Raw genomic sequence first — 17,085 nt, forward strand, 5'->3', positions numbered from 1 at the left:
CTCTCACTCCAATGTTTCTTTTTCTGGTTTGGTGACTTCGAAAATCTGTCCTTCAACTGCATTAATAAATAGGTCTTCTTTTTTGTCACCTGATTCAACGACAAAATGCCAGGTTGGTGCCAGGACTTGGGATTCTTCGCGTGATAAAAAAGTGTAATATCCCAGTTCAGGTGTTTTGATCTTACTACCCGAGCTTATCTTATGGTTGGTCCACAAAACCTGAAGAGCTTGGAGAGAAGTAAGCAGGCTTTTCTTTTTGCCGCTTAATTCTTCTAAATTTTCAAGCAGTGTTTGTTTGTAAGAGACGATTTCACTTTCTTTATTTAGACTAAGAATCACTTTACCATTTGAGTTGTTAAAAATCTGCCTGTCTTTATACGTCTGATAGTAAATGATCGTTTGTTCATCTTTATTATATTTCCAGAAGCTGTACTTTTCACCGTTAACGACCTGATTTTTCATAAAATCGTTTAATTCATCAGGTGAAAACTTTTCACTTATGGGAAATGGTTCCTCTAAGGTTGAATGAATTGTATTATCCGTGACGACACTGACATCTTGATTTTTTAACTTTTCGATTTCCTTCTCTGAAAACGTTTTTGTTTTTGCACTAATATAGGCTTCTTTTATCGGATCCTTTGATAGACTTTTTGGGTAATCAATATTATCAGTCTTTAATTGTTCTTCAAAGGATACTTGGCTCAACGTTTCGGGATTGCTCTCAGAAACTTTGTTAATGAACAGCGACATCAAAAAGATATCCAAAATAAGAAAGACAATAATGAAAATGCTCTTCGTTTTACTCCAGTCCAATTCCAAGGCCCTCCTCATCTTCCAAAGGTAGGCGTAACCAATTACCATCGTATTTATAATACCAGGAAGGTTCAAATACAAGGAATTTTCTATTTGATTCATTCGAATCCCTTGTCATCTTATATCCGACAATGACATCTTCTAGGTACTCAAGGTTGATTGTATCATCCTTTGCCAGAAGATATAAAACGGTGGATCCTGCTGGCAATCTAACCTCTTCTATTCTATCAGGAAGCAGATTAATATCTAATTTAAAGTATGGACGATTGTACTCGTTAATCGACTCCTGACCCATGATTTGAGAAATTTCAGCCATCCCATTTTCATTAAAAACAGGATAGCTTTCCATAAACAGCCGGTATACGATTTTATTCTCAAGAGGGCTCATCGAGAAATATTGATAGTCTTCGGTCCAGCCACCATGGTCATTGACAAACTCCATACTTTTTTGAAGCAGCTCCGTGGCAGATGATCCTCCATTTTTTTCTTCGGATGGATTCACATAAGACAACGTGTTATGTTCTTTATTCGTTTTTAATATACTATACACATTTGTATATTTTTCTCCCTGCTCGGTAAATCCCTTATCTACACTATTGGGATCGCTAAACAGTGCCTGTACATACTCTTCTGGGGAATCTAGGTCTGAATAATATCTATAGCTTATATAATCCTCAGGATTTTTGGGCAGAAAAATCGTTTTTTCATTATTTAATGGCTGCTCCATATATTCATCAAAATTATAAACGGCTTTTTGAACAAAGCTTTTTTCGAAAGCTTCTAAACTGGCACGGTCTACCCGGCTTTCATAAAATTTCTTTTCTCCTTCTTCATATAAAACAAAATACACGGAACCTGTATCTGAACCATTATTATTTAAATCGATAATGATACGGTTAAAGGAACCATTCAGTGTACTTTTCTCCTCTAATTTTAACACTTGACTATAAATCGAGAGTGGAACATTGTCCGGGAAAACAATTTCGATCTTTTTCTCACCGTGTATAACAGATTTGATCTCTGACATATTATACTCTCTTGAAAGATCTTTCAGATCGAATAGAGTCCAGCCTCTTAATTGTTCAATAACCTTATTGATTTCGGTTTCATTTGAAGTACCAACTGTCTTATTTCCTGAATGATAGAAAAGTTTAAATGGTTTAATTAAAACGCTGTTAAGCTCATTCTCGGGTATCTTGTCTCCCACAGACACATCGTACGCTTCATCGCTATTAATCGTATCGTAGCCTGGTTGATACGTCCAAAGATTGAAGGTAAGGAATATACTGATGCATACGAGCAGCGTTAGAATTATCGATTTGATTTTTTCATAATTCATGACCAATCATCCTCTTGAGTGGAATCATATGGGAGAGTGAATGTAATGGTAGTTCCTTTTCCTTCAATGCTCGTCGCCCATACGTCACCACCATGTGCTGAAATCATTTCTTTTGCTATGGCAAGGCCAAGTCCTGTGCCACCCATTTGTCTTGTTCTGGCTTTATCGACACGATAGAAACGTTCAAAGATTTTCTCCAGATTTTCTTTCGGAATCCCTAATCCCTGGTCTGAAATACTGATTTCAATATATCCGTCCTTTTCTTGCACCTTGAATGTAATGGTTCCACCCTCAGGTGAATATTTCAAAGCGTTCGAAATGATGTTATCCAAAACCTGAGTGATTTTATCCTGATCCACTTCCACAAACATGGCTTTGTCTGGTAAGTAACGGTTAAAGGTCACATTCACATTCTTTGTCATTTCAAATCGATCAATGATTTTATGGAAAAAGAGGATGAAATCAACCCAATCTTTATTAAAACGATAGTCCTTACTATCCATTTTTGATAATTGAAGAAGATCGTTTACTAAACGGATCATTCTCTCCGTCTCATTCTGAGTAACATCAAGGAATTGAGGTGCGATGTTTTCATCTTGCCATGCCCCTTCAGCCAATGCCTCTAAGTAGCTTCTCATCGTTGTAAGCGGCGTGCGAAGTTCGTGGGAAACATTTGCCACAAATTCCCGTCTCTCTAAATCAATTTTCTCCTGCTCGGTAATATCATGTAATACCGTTATAAGACCGTTCACAAACCCGGTCTCTTTTTGAATGATAGAGAAATTCGCCCTTAGAATATAAGGTTTTTCTTTCGTACTGTAATCTAAAATGATCGAATCCTGTTCATTGGATAGATCATCAAACGTGTATTCCTCATCCAATCCCAATAAGGATACAATGGGTTGAGAAACAACTGTTTCACGTGAAACATTCAGCATATCCGCTGCAGGATCATTAATCAGAATGACCCTGCCTTTTCGATCTGTCGCAATGACACCATCCGTCATATAAGAAAGTACAGATGAAAGCTTTCTTCGCTCGCCCTCCGTCGTTGCTTGGGCTTCTTGAAGGCGTTTTGTCAAATTATTGAATGTAATCGCAAGCTGACCTATTTCATCGTAACCGTAGACCTTTACTTTCCTGGAAAAGTTTCCTTTTGCCATTGCGAGTGCTTGTTTCCTCATATCAGATATCGGTCTCGTTACGGTTTGAGCCAATAACACTCCCAATACTGCTGTTATGACTAAAGCAATTAATGTACCATTCGTAAAAATTTTATTGATCTCACTCATTTGGTCATAAACCGATTCTATTTCACCGACAAGATAAATAGCACCAATGACTTCTTCATTTGAAGTGATTGGTGCTGCATACACCCAGATACGATCTTTCGTCTGATCATCAAGATAGATATCCTCATGACCTAAGCCCACAGCGAGGGCTCTTTTAACCTCTTTTTCTCCGCTGACCTGACCGACTAAACTCTGGTTATTGGGATCAGAGGTGCCAATAATTTTGTTTCTATTATTAATCACTCGAATTTCGGAAATATCCGACGTTTTGCTATCATCTAATACTCTCCCGATGTCCTCTTCGAGTGTGGGATCATCTTCACTGCGTTTCTTTACTATTTCTTCACGAATTGTATACTCTAATAATTCCACTCTATTTTTAATAGACGTCTGGAAATTATCGACAAGTTTTTCTTCAAGGGCTCTAACAAAATATACGCCAATGATTTGCATGGCGAGAAGTATGAGCAGAACATAAATCAAAACGAATTTAAGATGGATTGAACGAGTTAAACCAACTTTCTTCATTACAAATTACTCCTGTTCAGGATTTCGTAAGTAATAACCGACTCCTCTACGAGTTACGATCCAGGTAGGGTGACTTGGGTTGTCTTCTATTTTCTCGCGGAGACGTCTGACGGTAACATCAACTGTACGTACATCTCCGTAGTAATCATAACCCCAAACAGTTTGAAGCAAATGTTCTCGGGTCATCACTTGTCCAATATGCTTCGCTAAATAATGAAGAAGTTCAAACTCACGATGTGTCAGCTCAATCGTTTCCCCTCTTTTAGAAACAACATACGCATCAGGATGAATGGTTAAAGAACCAACGGTAATTTCATTGTTCTCATCCTCAACGTTTTGCTGCGCACCCTGCTGATGACGTCGCAAATTCGCTTTTACCCGGGCGATGAGCTCACGTGTACTAAACGGTTTCGTCACGTAATCATCGGCTCCAAGTTCTAATCCCAATACCTTGTCAATTTCTGAGTCTTTCGCTGTCAGCATGATAATAGGCATTTCATACTTCTTCCTGATTTCACGGCAAACTTCCATTCCGTCACGATTGGGAAGCATAATATCAAGAAGGACCAGATCCGGCCTAATTTCTTCCGCCATCTTTACCGCTTCATCTCCATCGTACGCGCAATGTACTTCATAGCCTTCTTTTTTCAAATTAAACTGTAGTATATCTGCAATCGGTTTCTCATCGTCAACGACTAATATTTTCTTTTCCATATCAATTGATCTCCTTTAGAAAAAAGTAATTTATCATAAAAAGTTGTGATTAGTATAGGATTCTTCCTTTAAATTTATCACTATCTCCATATTAATTCATCTTTTACTCTATCATAACCTTTATTTCATTTCTTTTTGACTACAATCTAAATATAACAAAGGGGACTGACAAATAAAATGATTGTGTCAGTCCCATGCTTGATTACCTATATAAAATTACAAAACATCCAATGGATTAATAAGTGATCCATTTTTGTAAACTTCGATATGCAGGTGAACCCCTGTAGATTCACCAGTTGTACCCATGATACCGATTTTTTGGCCTCTTTCCACCGTTTGACCGGCAGAGACTGAAATGGAATCTAAATGAGCATAAATCGTTTTATATCCATTTCCATGATCAATCACAACTTTATTTCCATAACCGCCATCGTCCCAACCGGCAGAAACGACTCTTCCGTTATCTACGGATTTGATTGTAGGATTATCTGGTCGCGCAATGTCGATCCCTTTATGAACTTTACCCCATCTTGGTCCCTGCTTAGAGGAGATGTAGCCGCCATTTGTCGGCCATGCAAAGTTTCCTGATCCCCTGGACGGAGTTGCTTTTGTTCCTTTAATGACAATGTATTTCACTGGATCTTTTAGTTTCTTTTCTTCTTTTACATTTTTCTCGATTTGAGAACCGTTCACTTCTGACGTTTCAAACGTAACGGATTTTTCACCATCTTGACCTTCCTGCTTCACTTTCGTATCGCCTTTATTCATAGAAGAGTCTTCAACTACTTCTTTCTCATAGGCAATCTTTTCGATCTTGTTTGCTTCTTTCTTAACAAGAACATGAACAAGTGGCTCATATACAGTTACGTTTAGCTCTGAACCAATTTTCAGGGCATCGTCTTCTTTTAACTCTGAGTTTAACTCCAGCAATTTCCCAGTAGTTAACTGATGCTCTTCTGCAATCGTACCAAGAGCATCACCTTCTTGAACCTTATATTTCTTTTCTTCTAACGTACCCTTCTTAAGAAGATCTGCTGCTTCCTCAGAAGACATCATTTCTTCCGGCTCCACTTGCGTCTTCTTCATCTCTACCTCTTCTTTAAAAGAAACTTCTAATAAACGTGTTTCATTTTCCTTTAAAGCGGGTAAAGGAGTAGATGAAGAATCATTTTTTCGCGTTTCCAATTCGTTTAGCTCATCTTCAGAAACATAGTTGAGCTTAAATGACTTTAACGCTTCTTCAGCAGCCTTTTCGTCTTTTACATAAGCAACCGGTTTATTGTTCACAACTACAGCAAAAGCATTTGCTTCAACTGATACAGATTCATTTAGACTTTCAATAACCTTTTGATTGTTTGTTTTCGTAGCTGTAAACACATTCTCAGGTATGTACGTTACTTCTTCATTAAAATCCACCTGATATTCAGTGTACTCTTTCTTCGCTTCAGCCAGCTTCTCATCCAAGACGGATTCTACTTCTTCCTGGCTTGTAACAGCTCCTACATACTCACTACCCATGTATACATGATAGATCGTTTGCAGATCTTCATCCGATCCTGTATTCGCTGCCGCCGATGAAAATGTCAAAGTAGAAAGAGCGAGCGTGGTAATCCCTACTTTTTTTACAAATTGATTAGATCTATGTCGAATATTAAGTTTTTTATATTTTTCTAAAATGGGTGATAACTTCTCTCCAAAACTCATTGACTTGCCTCCTATAAACTAAAGCAAAAATCCCAGTTACGGTAGTTCATTAAGCCTAATTTAGTAAAATTCTATAAAATTCGTACTTTACTAATTTACCATAATTCGACGAAATCCGGGACATGGAATCAGGATTGTAATAAAACTGTATAATTAATTAGAGGACGATGTAAGCGTTTTTTCGTATTTTTAGCATTGCAGTGGGAATTGCATGGGTCTAAAGATGGATTAGCCGTTGAAACAATCTTGGTAGAAATTAGATGAAATTCGTGGTTTCTTGTTACATTCATGTTACAAGCGCAAATAAAAAAGTACTACGAGAGTCAAAGTCGTCGCAGTACTTTTTGTAAGATGGCTCAGGACGGAATCGAACCGCCGACACATGGATTTTCAGTCCATTGCTCTACCAACTGAGCTACTGAGCCATATTGTTTTAAGAATCTAAATATGTAAATGGCGGTCCGGACGGGACTCGAACCCGCGACCTCCTGCGTGACAGGCAGGCATTCTAACCAACTGAACTACCGGACCAGAGTTTTTTGTGTTAGCAAAATCGCTATCAATATTTACTTCAGCAAAAAACTTGCTAGCATAATATTTTCATGAAGTTACATCACTTAAACTATCAATTCTCACTTCGAGAAAATAAAAATGACCCATACGGGATTCGAACCCGTGTTACCGCCGTGAAAGGGCGGTGTCTTAACCGCTTGACCAATGGGCCATGTAAAGAAAAAATGGTGAGCCATGAAGGATTCGAACCTTCGACCCTCTGATTAAAAGTCAGATGCTCTACCAACTGAGCTAATGGCTCTAAGTATATATATAAACACGTTTAGCAAGCTTGATCAAAGCCGCTTTCGTGACAACGAAATTAATATTATCATAGTATGAATGTCGAGGGCAATAGTTTTTTTGGATTTATTGTCGAAAATTATTTCTTAGGGAATAATTTTGGGGAAATGCCCGATAGGAAGTAATTTCTCAAAGCTACTTTTGCTTAGATGGCAAAGTGTGGACTCGTCCTTTTCCTTTTCCACGATACCCTATACATACGGAGTTTAATATTCTTGTTGCAAGAGCGGGTGAAGAAATCCTTAAAAAACTTTTCAGTTGCTGTCCGGTAATTTCTTCTCCAAAAAGAAGATTATAATGCTCGAGTGACTTAAGATGAGCTAATTTCGATTTTGTTTTACATTTAGGACAGAACCAGTATCCATGCACTCTATCTAAGGGAAGATAACTACAAATTTCACAAAACACTCCATTTATTATTTCTTGCCTGGATATATTATATTGATTTAGTACCGAGGGATTCAGCGGGGTATCAAATTTTTTAATAAGCTTAATCATCCTTCTAATATCTTTATCTAGTAAAATATTATTTTGAGATTCATTATAGATTTGAGAAATTTTTTGGGGAAGCAAAGCCGCGTGGATGACTTTTTGACTTACATTCTTATCATGTGAACGAATAATTGTTTGTGGGTTACTGATAACGATGAGTGTACGAATAGGGATTGGAGGGAAATGATGCTCATGTAACCATGATCTAAATTGAGATTCTTGTCTGCCAATTTGAATAATAGGATCAGGCAATGCGAATTCAACACCGTTCTTCTTCTGAATCATTTGATTAAAGATTGAATCAAAGTCTATCGACCCGGCTAAATTTTTCACTTCTAAAATGAGTGCAAAGCTTTTAGTTAATAGTAACGTATCAATCTGGAAATAAAGACCGTTTAGTAAGAGGCGTAAATCATGAAGAATATAAAAGGATTTGTCGGGGAGAAGGCTTAAATAATAGTCGATTGATTTCTCACCATTATAACCGGCAAGACTTTTTGAGAGGTTTTCTTTAATAAAGTTTGTTTTAGAATGGGTCTCAAGGATACGTAAGAGCAGGACCTGCAACTTTTGAATTTTAATCGGAAAATGACGTTCTTTACTGATCATTTCATCACTCCAATACTGATTTTTTATTTATTTTCTACTTTTATTAAAGAAATCCTGCTTTTTTCTGATGATATCTTAGCAATAAAGTGATGTGAGAGAGGTTTATTTTCAAAACTTGACCTTTTATTTTCAAAAATAGAATTTTATTTTCAAAAACCTTACTCTTATTTTCAAAACTGTAAATTTATTTTCAAAAATGCATTTACGCCGAAAATACCTAGAGTCTACTATCAAAAAAGACCCACCACCAGAGCACCAACAAAAGCGCTCCAACAGCAGACCTCCATATCAACCCTTAATAAGTCAAACTTGCAGCCACAACCAATCCCACTACAATCGCAGCTGAGAATAGGCTGAATCCGATGGCAATATTGCCTTCTTCCACTTTCTTCGCTAAATTCGTCTTAGGTGTCAGAACGTACTCAATGATCCAGTATGCGATGACTTGAGTCGCGATCCCGATGAGTCCCCAGATAAAGGCGTCAAGCAGATTCAGGCTGTTAGCCCAGACGGTGTAGATGACGATGGCGAGTCCGATGGCTTTTCCCCATAGTTTGAGGGCAACGGCAATGTTTCCCTCCCTGATTAAGGTAGCTTCAGAGAATTTGGTGGTAAAGGCGAAAACCGTGATTCCGAGGATCATTAGTCCTAGGCCCGTTCCGACGTGAGCTAAAAAGCTGAGTAATGCTTCACTTGTTATGATTTGCATGAGTTTCTCTCCTTTTTATTTCTCCTGTAACCCTACAGGCAGAAAGTATGATTCGTTATCGGTGATGGCGTTACCAGCCCGTATTCCGATTGCACCGGCCGTACCATTAATAATGAAACTGCCGACCATCAAGCTTGCATCCTTCATTCCTTCATCCGTCTTAATCGCAGTAACAGGCAGAGGGATAAATTGTTGGAACACTGGCAGGGTCTGCTTATAAGTTTCTTTTTTATCTTCTAAAAGGATCTTTCCTGTCGCTTCCATGATTTTGACCGTATCTCCTTCTCGGCCAAATGCAGGCTTTTGAACGTAGGTGATCCCATTCTTCTCGAAATGATCAGCATCTAAGTAGGTTGGAAGAAAGTATTGTTTGATCCATTGATGTTCCTCATCTGTATAGAAGGAACTAGATGCTTCATGAAGACCCCATATAAGTGCTTGAACTCCTTTAGATTGAAGTAAAAATGCGGAGGGGGGATTCAAGATGGCAAGCTTTTTTTCCATTACCATTTGCATCAGGTCCAAGCCCACTTGCTCTTCTGTAAGAGGGTCCTTATCATCAATGAGATGTTCGATAGGATACGTCGGCCGGTACAATACATCGATCCGCTCCCCTTGAGGAGTATAAAGGCCACTTTCTCGAATTTGCAGCTGATCCAGGCTCACATATTCAGACGGCACACCTGAAAGCTTTTGTAGATATTTTGTTGTCAGGTGATCCTCTTCGTGATCCTGGTGAGAGGTGAAGACGATCTTAGGTTCGCCTTCCCGTTGCAAAGACTTCCAGGATGATAAGAGTGCCCGCTTTAGCTCTTTCGCTAATCCCGTCTCGAATCCCTCATTAGGATTTGAACACCCGAAATACTGACAAACCTTTTCATTCACATGATAAAGCTCCTTGATAAAGGTGGGGGTGTCGCTATTGAATTCTAATAGCTTGATTTCCTCTCCGCTTACAACGAAATCAAATCGGCCAACAATACACTCTTGAGGAATGGACTTAAACCTTATATAGGACAGGGATTCCTCTGGAAAACCTAGCTCCAGAAGGGTATGATCTTCCAACTCACGAAGTAGATCCGCACTTTTTTGATAAATACTGTACACTCTTCGGGATGCTTCATGTATCGCTGAAATCGTGTCACGTGATTCCATCTTAATATCCAATAATGAGTACTCCATGTCATACAAATCATGCCAAAATTCAGGAATACGCTCATAGAAAGAGTTTCTTTTTTCACGGTGAGAGGCTGTCATATTATCCTCCGAATCCGCCTTTAGAACCGCTTCCGATACCTGATTTGTAGCTCTTAGAGTACGATTTATAGCTTGAATAGTTTTTTAGACTGGATTTGTTTTTGAACATCCTGCCAGCAAACCAAAAGTAGCCAAAGTGAGGGGAACGGTCATCATCGCAATAATACGTGCCGCTTTCGTCATCCCAATCCCAGTCGTCACAGTCAACATCCGTCGGTTCAGGTGGAAGGTCCTGATTTCCACAGCCGGTTGCTGATATCGCCATTACGGACGCGACTACCCCGGCCATCATTTTCTTCGTTTTGTTCATTGGCTTTCCTCCTCTAGCTTATAGCCCGTTGCTTTTACATATAAAATATACACATAGCGATCCTCATCGATTTCAGCAGAATCACGTTCCCATTCCGCCCCGTCAATATAATAGTAAACAGAACCGATCACACTTAGAATATCGAGATGATAATCATGGTGTTCAATTTTTAAAATAGGGTGGTTGCTTCGTGGATTCAGTTCGCGAATCTCCAGTATTAATCCTTCAGGTGGAAACAGGGGATCCGTAACAGGTTCTTCTTCATATATTTCTACATATAGTATAAATCGATTCCCTTCAATCGCTGAAGAAAGCTGACGATACGTCACACCTTCTTTTACAAAGAATTCGCATTCCCTTCTTGCCAGGATTTGTTCTAATTCGATATCAGGGTAATGATAGATCGCTTCATACGTTTCGTTGCCTTTTCGTAAACGGTATTCCAGTACAGGTTGTTTCATTTGTCGACACCAGCCTCCTGATTGGAAGGATATGATTCCTATAAATATACGAACCACTGAGGAAAAGGTTTCATTTCCCAGGGATTCATTGGTATTATTGAACTATGATTTTTTTCGTAAGGAGGGTATGTATGATTATATTTCAAAGGCTTTGGAAACAGATTACGAAGATGGACTTCGGTTTCATTCTTCTATTATCCCTGATTATTATCCTGTTGGGAACCTTTGGCAGTCATTTTTTGGAGCCTAAAACATTTCCATCGCTTTTTGATGGGTTCTGGTGGACGATGACGACCTTGACCACTGTCGGATACGGAGATTATTTTCCCGTTTCGGTGGGAGGACGTTTATTGGGAATCTTCCTGTTTATCTTTGGAATCGGGATTATTGGGGTGTTGATCAGTAAAACCGTTGATTCCATTACAACATTTCAGAAATTCAAGAGGGAGGGAAAGTTAGTGTATACATATGAAGATCATTATATCTACATCAATTGGTCGAAGAAAACGGAGAGAGCCATTGAGGAAATCCTTGCTCATGTGCCAGATGCTGAGATTGTTCTCATTGATATGCTTCCTGTAACACCCATTGAGCATGAGCAGGTACATTTCATACAAGGTGATCCTTCCGATGAGAATGTATTACTGAAAGCCAATATCTTCGAGGCAAAACGTGTGGCGATATTCTCGGATTCAAAGATTGAAGACCCTTCGCTTACCGATGGAAAAACATTATTGATTGCGTCTGCCGTTGAAGGTTTATCGAAGACTCATCAGAAAGAAGTCCACACAATTGTGGAAGTGTCTGAAGATCGTCATATTCCTAAATTCCAGCATATTGCCGTTGAGGATTTTATTTTATCCAATGATTCTGTTTCCCTATTGATGGCAAAAGCAACACTTCATCCAGGAACGACCAATTTATTCAGGCAGTTACTTAGTAAACGATACGGTAATAATATTCACGAGTTTAGAGTAAAAGAGAATTGGAAAACCATCAAGGAGGCTTCTGAGGAGCTGCTTGAAAAGGGAGCTATCCTGCTCGCTGTGAATGATAATATGGATTTCACTGATGCCATGAACCGTGAGCTGCATGCTGATGACGTTCTTTATGTCGTATGCCATGACAGAGTGTACGAACAATTAAATCAATAAAAAACTCTCAGCCCCTAAATGGCTGAGAGTTTTCTTTATTGATTAATTCGGGCTCCACACGCTGCGAACTACATTTGTTTGAGAGCGATCCGGTCCAACTGAGAAGATGGAAAGAGGGATACCCGTTAATTGAGATACGCGCTCTAAGTAGTGACGGGCATTCTCTGGCAGATCTGTTAACGTTTTACATTCTGTAATGTCTTCTGTCCATCCTGGAAGCTCTTCATACACTGGTTCACATTCAGCTAGAATGTTCAGGTTAGCAGGAAATTCTTCCATGACTTCACCTTTGTATTTATAAGCTACACAGATTTTTAATTTCTCGATTCCAGTTAATACATCAATGGAATTTAGAGAAAGATCTGTTAACCCGCTAACACGACGGGCATGACGTACAACAACGCTGTCGAACCAGCCGACACGGCGAGGGCGGCCAGTCGTCGTTCCGTACTCACGTCCTACTTCACGGATTTTATCTCCGATTTCGTTCGTAAGTTCCGTAGGGAAAGGTCCGTCCCCAACACGGGTTGTGTATGCCTTTGAAACCCCGACTACATGGTTGATTTTTGTCGGGCCTACTCCAGAACCGATTGTTACTCCACCAGCTACCGGGTTAGAAGAAGTAACAAATGGATATGTACCTTGATCGATATCAAGCATAACCCCTTGAGCTCCTTCAAATAATACGCGGCGACCGTTATCGATGGCATCGTTCAATACAACGGATGTGTCCACAACATAGTGCTTAATTTGTTGACCGTACTCATAGTACTCGTCCAGAATATCTTCAATGTTGAAGCCTTCTGTTTCATAAAATTTTTCAAAAAGGCGGTTTTTCTCTTCCAGGTTACGAGCAAGCTTTTCTTCGAAAGATTGACGATCCAGAAGATCTGCGATACGGATACCGACACGTGCGGCTTTATCCATATAAGCAGGTCCGATTCCTTTTTTCGTTGTACCGATTTTATTGGCACCTTTACGTTCTTCATCGATTTCATCAAGCTTTAAGTGGTATGGAAGAATCACATGTGCACGGTTGCTGATTCGCAGGTTGTCTGTTTTCACATCGCGATCGTGAAGATATTTTAACTCTTTCACAAGTGCTTTAGGATCGACAACCATCCCATTTCCGATTACGGATGTTTTTTCGTTATAGAAAATACCTGATGGAATTAAGTGTAATTTATATGTTTCTCCGTCAAACTTAATCGTATGACCCGCGTTGTTCCCACCTTGGTAACGCGCGATAACTTCTGCATGTTCAGAAAGGAAGTCAGTGATCTTTCCTTTTCCTTCGTCTCCCCATTGCGTACCTACTACTACTACTGAAGACATATTAAGCACCTCCGACGGGAATTAGTATTCCCTCTTTTATCAAACAAACTCATTTTATCAACACTAAAAAAGAAAGTCAATGAAAACACGAACGTTTATATAGGTAATTATATTTATGTTCGTATAAATGTATACTTTACGCTTGGATAATCCACTACTTTAAGAATCTTAAGATAAATAAAAAATTGAGGGAGTATCATCAGGTTTTGATAGCGCATATTAGAAACTTTTGCTAATCTAAAATAAGCATTTTGAATTTTATATACAATTGAATACCGAGGTGACGATTTCATGATTAGACGTTTCTTTAGCTATTACCGGCCTCACCGGCGGCTTTTTTACATTGATTTTGCCTGTGCCGTGTTGGTCGGACTTTTAGAATTAGGATTTCCGATGGCTGTATCGTGGTTTATTGACTCCCTATTGCCTGAGGGAAACTGGAGTACTATATTGGCCGTTTCTGCCGGCCTGCTTGTCCTGTATCTACTCAGTTCGAGTATGCAATTCGTCGTGAACTATTGGGGACATAAGCTTGGGATCAATATCGAAACGGATATGAGACGGGAATTGTTTCACCATGTCCAAAGGCAATCCTTTCGCTTCTTTGATAATACGAAAACAGGTCATATCATGAGTCGTGTGACAAACGATCTGATGGACATAGGGGAACTTGCCCATCACGGACCTGAAGATCTGTTCATCGCGGTCATGACTTTCATTGGTGCGTTTTGGATCATGCTCACAATAAATATGGAGCTTGCCCTGGTTGCTATTATTATTGTTCCATTTCTTGTTTGGTTAATTTCGTATTCGAACATTAAAATGAACGCAGCCTGGACGAAAATGTACGGAAATATAGCCGATGTAAACAGTCGCGTTGAAGACAGTGTTTCCGGGGCGAGAGTGGTTCAGTCTTTTACGAACGAATCATATGAAATGGAACGTTTCAATGAAAATAATCAATTCTTCCGCACGTCCAAACTGAAAGCCTATAACGTGATGAGCGTGAATTTATCCGGTATCTACATTACCACTCGCTTGATGACCTTGATCATTCTAGTATACGGAGCCTGGTTAAGTTTTTCCGGCGTGCTTTCTTATGGAGAACTCGTTGCCTTTATTCTTTATATCAATGTCCTCTTTAAACCAATCGACAAAATTTCCGCACTCCTTGAGCTGTATCCGAAGGGTATGGCCGGTTTCAAGCGGTTCACTGAGCTCATGGATATGGAGCCGGATATTGAAAATCGTCCACATGCAATCGAAGTGCCTGCTTTACGGGGGGATATTGCTTTTGATGGGGTGACCTTTGGTTATGAGCCGGACCGCCCTATTCTAAGGGATTTATCCTTTACCATTCAATCTGGGCAGACCGTGGCTTTTGTCGGTCCTTCAGGCGCCGGAAAAACAACAATTTGCTCACTGATTCCACGTTTCTATGATATAGAAAAAGGAGCCGTCACCATTGATGGCATCGATATCAGGGAGATGACGAAGGAATCCCTGCGTGCTCAAATTGGAATCGTTCAGCAGGATGTATTCTTATTTACGGGAACTCTTCGGGAAAACATCGCCTATGGTAAGCTTGATGCCACCCAGAAGGAAATAGAAGAAGCGACGAGACGTGCTCATCTGACGGATCTCATTGCCTCACTCCCAGATGGATTTGATACACAAATCGGGGAAAGAGGTCTGAAGCTATCCGGAGGTCAAAAGCAGCGCTTGTCCATCGCCCGCATGTTCCTTAAAAACCCTAGAATTTTAATTCTGGATGAAGCCACTTCCGCCTTGGATACTGAAACAGAAGCGATCATCCAAGAGGCTTTAAATGAACTGGCAAAAGACCGTACCACCCTTGTCATTGCCCATCGTTTGGCGACAATCCGTAAAGCGGACCGCATTCTCGTCGTCACCGAAAACGGCATCGCTGAAGATGGTACTCATGAAGAGCTCCTTTCAAGGGAAGACGGGATATTCACAAGACTTCATGCTCATCAGCATGCAACGATCCTATAACAACAAAAAATCCAAGCACCTGCACCAGCAGGGCTTGGATTTTTTCTATTAAGCCGGGGCGTCGTCAAATCGCCGCTCCAGATTCACGAATTTATTGTATTCCTTCACAAACGCAAGGGACACGTTTCCAACCGGACCGTTACGTTGCTTGGCAATGATGATTTCGATGATGTTTTTGTTTTCCGCTTCTTTGTCATAGTAATCTTCACGGTATAAGAAGGCTACGATATCCGCATCCTGCTCGATACTTCCTGATTCACGAATATCAGACATCATCGGACGCTTATCTTGACGCTGCTCCACACCACGGGAGAGCTGGGATAAAGCGATGACCGGTACTTGAAGCTCACGAGCCAGTCCTTTTAGGGAACGGGAGATTTCAGATACCTCCTGCTGACGGTTTTCTCCTGAACGGCCGCTACCCTGAATGAGCTGCAAGTAGTCGATGAGGATCATTCCAAGACCATGCTCCTGAGCGAGGCGTCGGCATTTGGAACGGATTTCCCCCACTTTAATACCAGGCGTATCATCGATGTAAATCCCGGCATTTGAGAGGCTTCCCATCGCCATCGTAAGCTTTCTCCAGTCTTCGTCGGTTAAATCACCTGTACGGAGATTTTGGGCATTAATATTGCCTTCTGCACACAGCATACGCATAACGAGCTGCTCGGCTCCCATCTCCAGGGAGAATATGGCTACGTTTTCTTTCGCCTTTACTGCCACGTTTTGAGCGATATTCAGGGCGAAGGCTGTTTTACCCATGGAAGGTCTGGCTCCAACAATGATCAAGTCATTTCGCTGGAAACCAGCCGTCATATGGTCTAGGTCGGCAAACCCCGTGGAAATCCCTGTTACGTCACCCTTGCGATTCGTTAAGGTTTCGATATTGTCATAAGTCCGCACAAGTACATCTTTAATATTATGAAAGGCACCTGCGTTCTTCCGCTGGGCTACTTCCATGATGTTTTTTTCCGCTTCACTGAGGAGGCTGTCGACTTCATCCTCGCGGGCATAGCCGTCAGAAGCGATATCCGTCGCTGTACGGATCAACCTTCTTAATAATGATTTTTCTTCCACAATCTTTGCGTAATACTCGATATTGGCAGCCGTGGGAACAGAGGCTGCAAGCTCACTTAAATAAGCGACTCCGCCTACATCTTCAAGCTCTTTCGCTGCTGCCAGTTCTTCTGTCACCGTAATTAAGTCAACGGCTTTTCCCCCGTCTCCCAAATTCAGCATGACATTGTATATTTTTTGATGAGAATGACGATAAAAATCTTCTGGAATCAATATTTCTGATGTGGTCGTCAATGCGCTGGGCTCTAAGAAAATCGCACCTAATACTGCTTGTTCAGCCTCAATGTTCTGAGGTGGAACCCGATCCTGGAACACTTCATTCATCTATGCATAACCTCCAATTCAACTGCGAAGGGGCAACAGAGGCCAATAGGCATCTGCTGCCTGCGTCAAAGTCAATACCTTACTATATATGAAAAT

The 17,085-nt window shown here is 40.3% G+C and carries 14 protein-coding genes and 4 tRNA genes; 2 read left to right on the forward strand and 16 right to left on the reverse strand.

The window, feature by feature from the left end:
* Positions 1–3: 3 nt before the first annotated feature.
* The 14 genes from yycI to Q1B03_RS19435 form a co-directional block, all read right to left on the reverse strand.
* Complete coding sequence (gene yycI / locus Q1B03_RS19370; RefSeq protein WP_299745485.1) at positions 4–813, reverse strand: two-component system regulatory protein YycI; 810 nt, start codon at positions 811–813, stop codon at positions 4–6.
* On the reverse strand, positions 800–2,152 hold the full coding sequence (gene yycH, locus Q1B03_RS19375; RefSeq protein ID WP_299745488.1) for a YycH family regulatory protein: 1,353 nt from the start codon (positions 2,150–2,152) through the stop codon (positions 800–802). The genes yycI and yycH overlap by 14 nt, the downstream gene beginning before the upstream one ends.
* Positions 2,149–3,972, reverse strand: coding sequence for a cell wall metabolism sensor histidine kinase WalK (walK, locus tag Q1B03_RS19380; protein ID WP_299745491.1), 1,824 nt, complete (start codon positions 3,970–3,972; stop codon positions 2,149–2,151). Before walK ends, yycH begins: the two co-directional genes overlap by 4 nt.
* A 6-nt stretch (positions 3,973–3,978) precedes the next feature.
* On the reverse strand, positions 3,979–4,686 hold the full coding sequence (gene yycF, locus Q1B03_RS19385; protein WP_299745494.1) for a response regulator YycF: 708 nt from the start codon (positions 4,684–4,686) through the stop codon (positions 3,979–3,981).
* 216 nt (positions 4,687–4,902) lie between these two features.
* Complete coding sequence (locus Q1B03_RS19390) at positions 4,903–6,390, reverse strand: M23 family metallopeptidase (protein ID WP_299745497.1); 1,488 nt, start codon at positions 6,388–6,390, stop codon at positions 4,903–4,905.
* Positions 6,391–6,742: 352 nt separating this feature from the next.
* Positions 6,743–6,815: transfer RNA gene (locus Q1B03_RS19395), tRNA-Phe, on the reverse strand.
* 29 nt (positions 6,816–6,844) lie between these two features.
* Positions 6,845–6,921, reverse strand: a tRNA-Asp gene (locus tag Q1B03_RS19400).
* Between the two features lie 121 nt (positions 6,922–7,042).
* Positions 7,043–7,114 (reverse strand) — tRNA-Glu (locus Q1B03_RS19405).
* 14 nt (positions 7,115–7,128) lie between these two features.
* Positions 7,129–7,204, reverse strand: a tRNA-Lys gene (locus Q1B03_RS19410).
* Between the two features lie 176 nt (positions 7,205–7,380).
* Entirely contained in the window at positions 7,381–8,346 is a 966-nt protein-coding gene (locus tag Q1B03_RS19415) for a nuclease-related domain-containing protein (protein ID WP_299745500.1), read from the reverse strand.
* A gap of 295 nt (positions 8,347–8,641) precedes the next feature.
* Positions 8,642–9,055 (reverse strand): DUF350 domain-containing protein, encoded by a 414-nt coding sequence (locus Q1B03_RS19420; protein ID WP_148970568.1) that lies wholly within the window; start codon positions 9,053–9,055, stop codon positions 8,642–8,644.
* A gap of 15 nt (positions 9,056–9,070) precedes the next feature.
* A complete protein-coding gene (locus Q1B03_RS19425; RefSeq protein WP_299745507.1) occupies positions 9,071–10,312 on the reverse strand; it encodes a glutathionylspermidine synthase family protein in 1,242 nt (413 codons plus the stop codon).
* A gap of 1 nt (position 10,313) precedes the next feature.
* Positions 10,314–10,622, reverse strand: a complete 309-nt coding sequence (locus tag Q1B03_RS19430) for a hypothetical protein (protein WP_299745511.1) — start codon at positions 10,620–10,622, stop codon at positions 10,314–10,316.
* On the reverse strand, positions 10,619–11,083 hold the full coding sequence (locus tag Q1B03_RS19435) for a hypothetical protein (RefSeq protein WP_299745514.1): 465 nt from the start codon (positions 11,081–11,083) through the stop codon (positions 10,619–10,621). Before Q1B03_RS19435 ends, Q1B03_RS19430 begins: the two co-directional genes overlap by 4 nt.
* 131 nt (positions 11,084–11,214) lie before the next feature.
* On the opposite strand from Q1B03_RS19435, the gene Q1B03_RS19440 reads away from it, so the two are divergent.
* Positions 11,215–12,237, forward strand: coding sequence for a TrkA family potassium uptake protein (locus Q1B03_RS19440; RefSeq protein ID WP_299745517.1), 1,023 nt, complete (start codon positions 11,215–11,217; stop codon positions 12,235–12,237).
* A 42-nt stretch (positions 12,238–12,279) separates the two neighbouring features.
* Here the strand turns inward: Q1B03_RS19440 and Q1B03_RS19445 are convergent, their stop codons facing one another.
* The gene (locus Q1B03_RS19445) at positions 12,280–13,572 is read right to left on the reverse strand and encodes an adenylosuccinate synthase (protein WP_299745520.1); all 1,293 of its coding nucleotides are present in this window, start codon (positions 13,570–13,572) and stop codon (positions 12,280–12,282) included.
* A 291-nt stretch (positions 13,573–13,863) separates the two neighbouring features.
* Here Q1B03_RS19445 and Q1B03_RS19450 point away from each other — a divergent pair, with 291 nt between their 5' ends.
* Positions 13,864–15,588: an ABC transporter ATP-binding protein gene (locus Q1B03_RS19450; RefSeq protein ID WP_299745524.1), complete on the forward strand. Its 1,725-nt coding sequence runs from the start codon at positions 13,864–13,866 to the stop codon at positions 15,586–15,588.
* 48 nt (positions 15,589–15,636) lie between these two features.
* Here Q1B03_RS19450 and dnaB read toward each other — a convergent pair whose 3' ends face one another.
* Positions 15,637–16,989, reverse strand: coding sequence for a replicative DNA helicase (dnaB, locus tag Q1B03_RS19455; RefSeq protein WP_044340260.1), 1,353 nt, complete (start codon positions 16,987–16,989; stop codon positions 15,637–15,639).
* Between the last annotated feature and the right edge of the window lie 96 nt (positions 16,990–17,085).

The organism is uncultured Rossellomorea sp., assembly GCF_947488365.1.
Classification (GTDB): Bacteria; Bacillota; Bacilli; order Bacillales; family Bacillaceae_B; genus Rossellomorea.

Coding starts and splice junctions, on each gene's coding strand:
- yycH (WP_299745488.1), bottom strand. CDS start 2,152: ATGAATTATGAAAAAATCAAATCGATAATTCTAACGCTGCTCGTATGC.
- walK (WP_299745491.1), bottom strand. CDS start 3,972: ATGAAGAAAGTTGGTTTAACTCGTTCAATCCATCTTAAATTCGTTTTG.
- yycF (WP_299745494.1), bottom strand. CDS start 4,686: ATGGAAAAGAAAATATTAGTCGTTGACGATGAGAAACCGATTGCAGAT.
- Q1B03_RS19390 (WP_299745497.1), bottom strand. CDS start 6,390: ATGAGTTTTGGAGAGAAGTTATCACCCATTTTAGAAAAATATAAAAAA.
- Q1B03_RS19415 (WP_299745500.1), bottom strand. CDS start 8,346: ATGATCAGTAAAGAACGTCATTTTCCGATTAAAATTCAAAAGTTGCAG.
- Q1B03_RS19420 (WP_148970568.1), bottom strand. CDS start 9,055: ATGCAAATCATAACAAGTGAAGCATTACTCAGCTTTTTAGCTCACGTC.
- Q1B03_RS19425 (WP_299745507.1), bottom strand. CDS start 10,312: ATGACAGCCTCTCACCGTGAAAAAAGAAACTCTTTCTATGAGCGTATT.
- Q1B03_RS19430 (WP_299745511.1), bottom strand. CDS start 10,622: ATGAACAAAACGAAGAAAATGATGGCCGGGGTAGTCGCGTCCGTAATG.
- Q1B03_RS19435 (WP_299745514.1), bottom strand. CDS start 11,083: ATGAAACAACCTGTACTGGAATACCGTTTACGAAAAGGCAACGAAACG.
- Q1B03_RS19440 (WP_299745517.1), top strand. CDS start 11,215: ATGATTATATTTCAAAGGCTTTGGAAACAGATTACGAAGATGGACTTC.
- Q1B03_RS19445 (WP_299745520.1), bottom strand. CDS start 13,572: ATGTCTTCAGTAGTAGTAGTAGGTACGCAATGGGGAGACGAAGGAAAA.
- Q1B03_RS19450 (WP_299745524.1), top strand. CDS start 13,864: ATGATTAGACGTTTCTTTAGCTATTACCGGCCTCACCGGCGGCTTTTT.
- dnaB (WP_044340260.1), bottom strand. CDS start 16,989: ATGAATGAAGTGTTCCAGGATCGGGTTCCACCTCAGAACATTGAGGCT.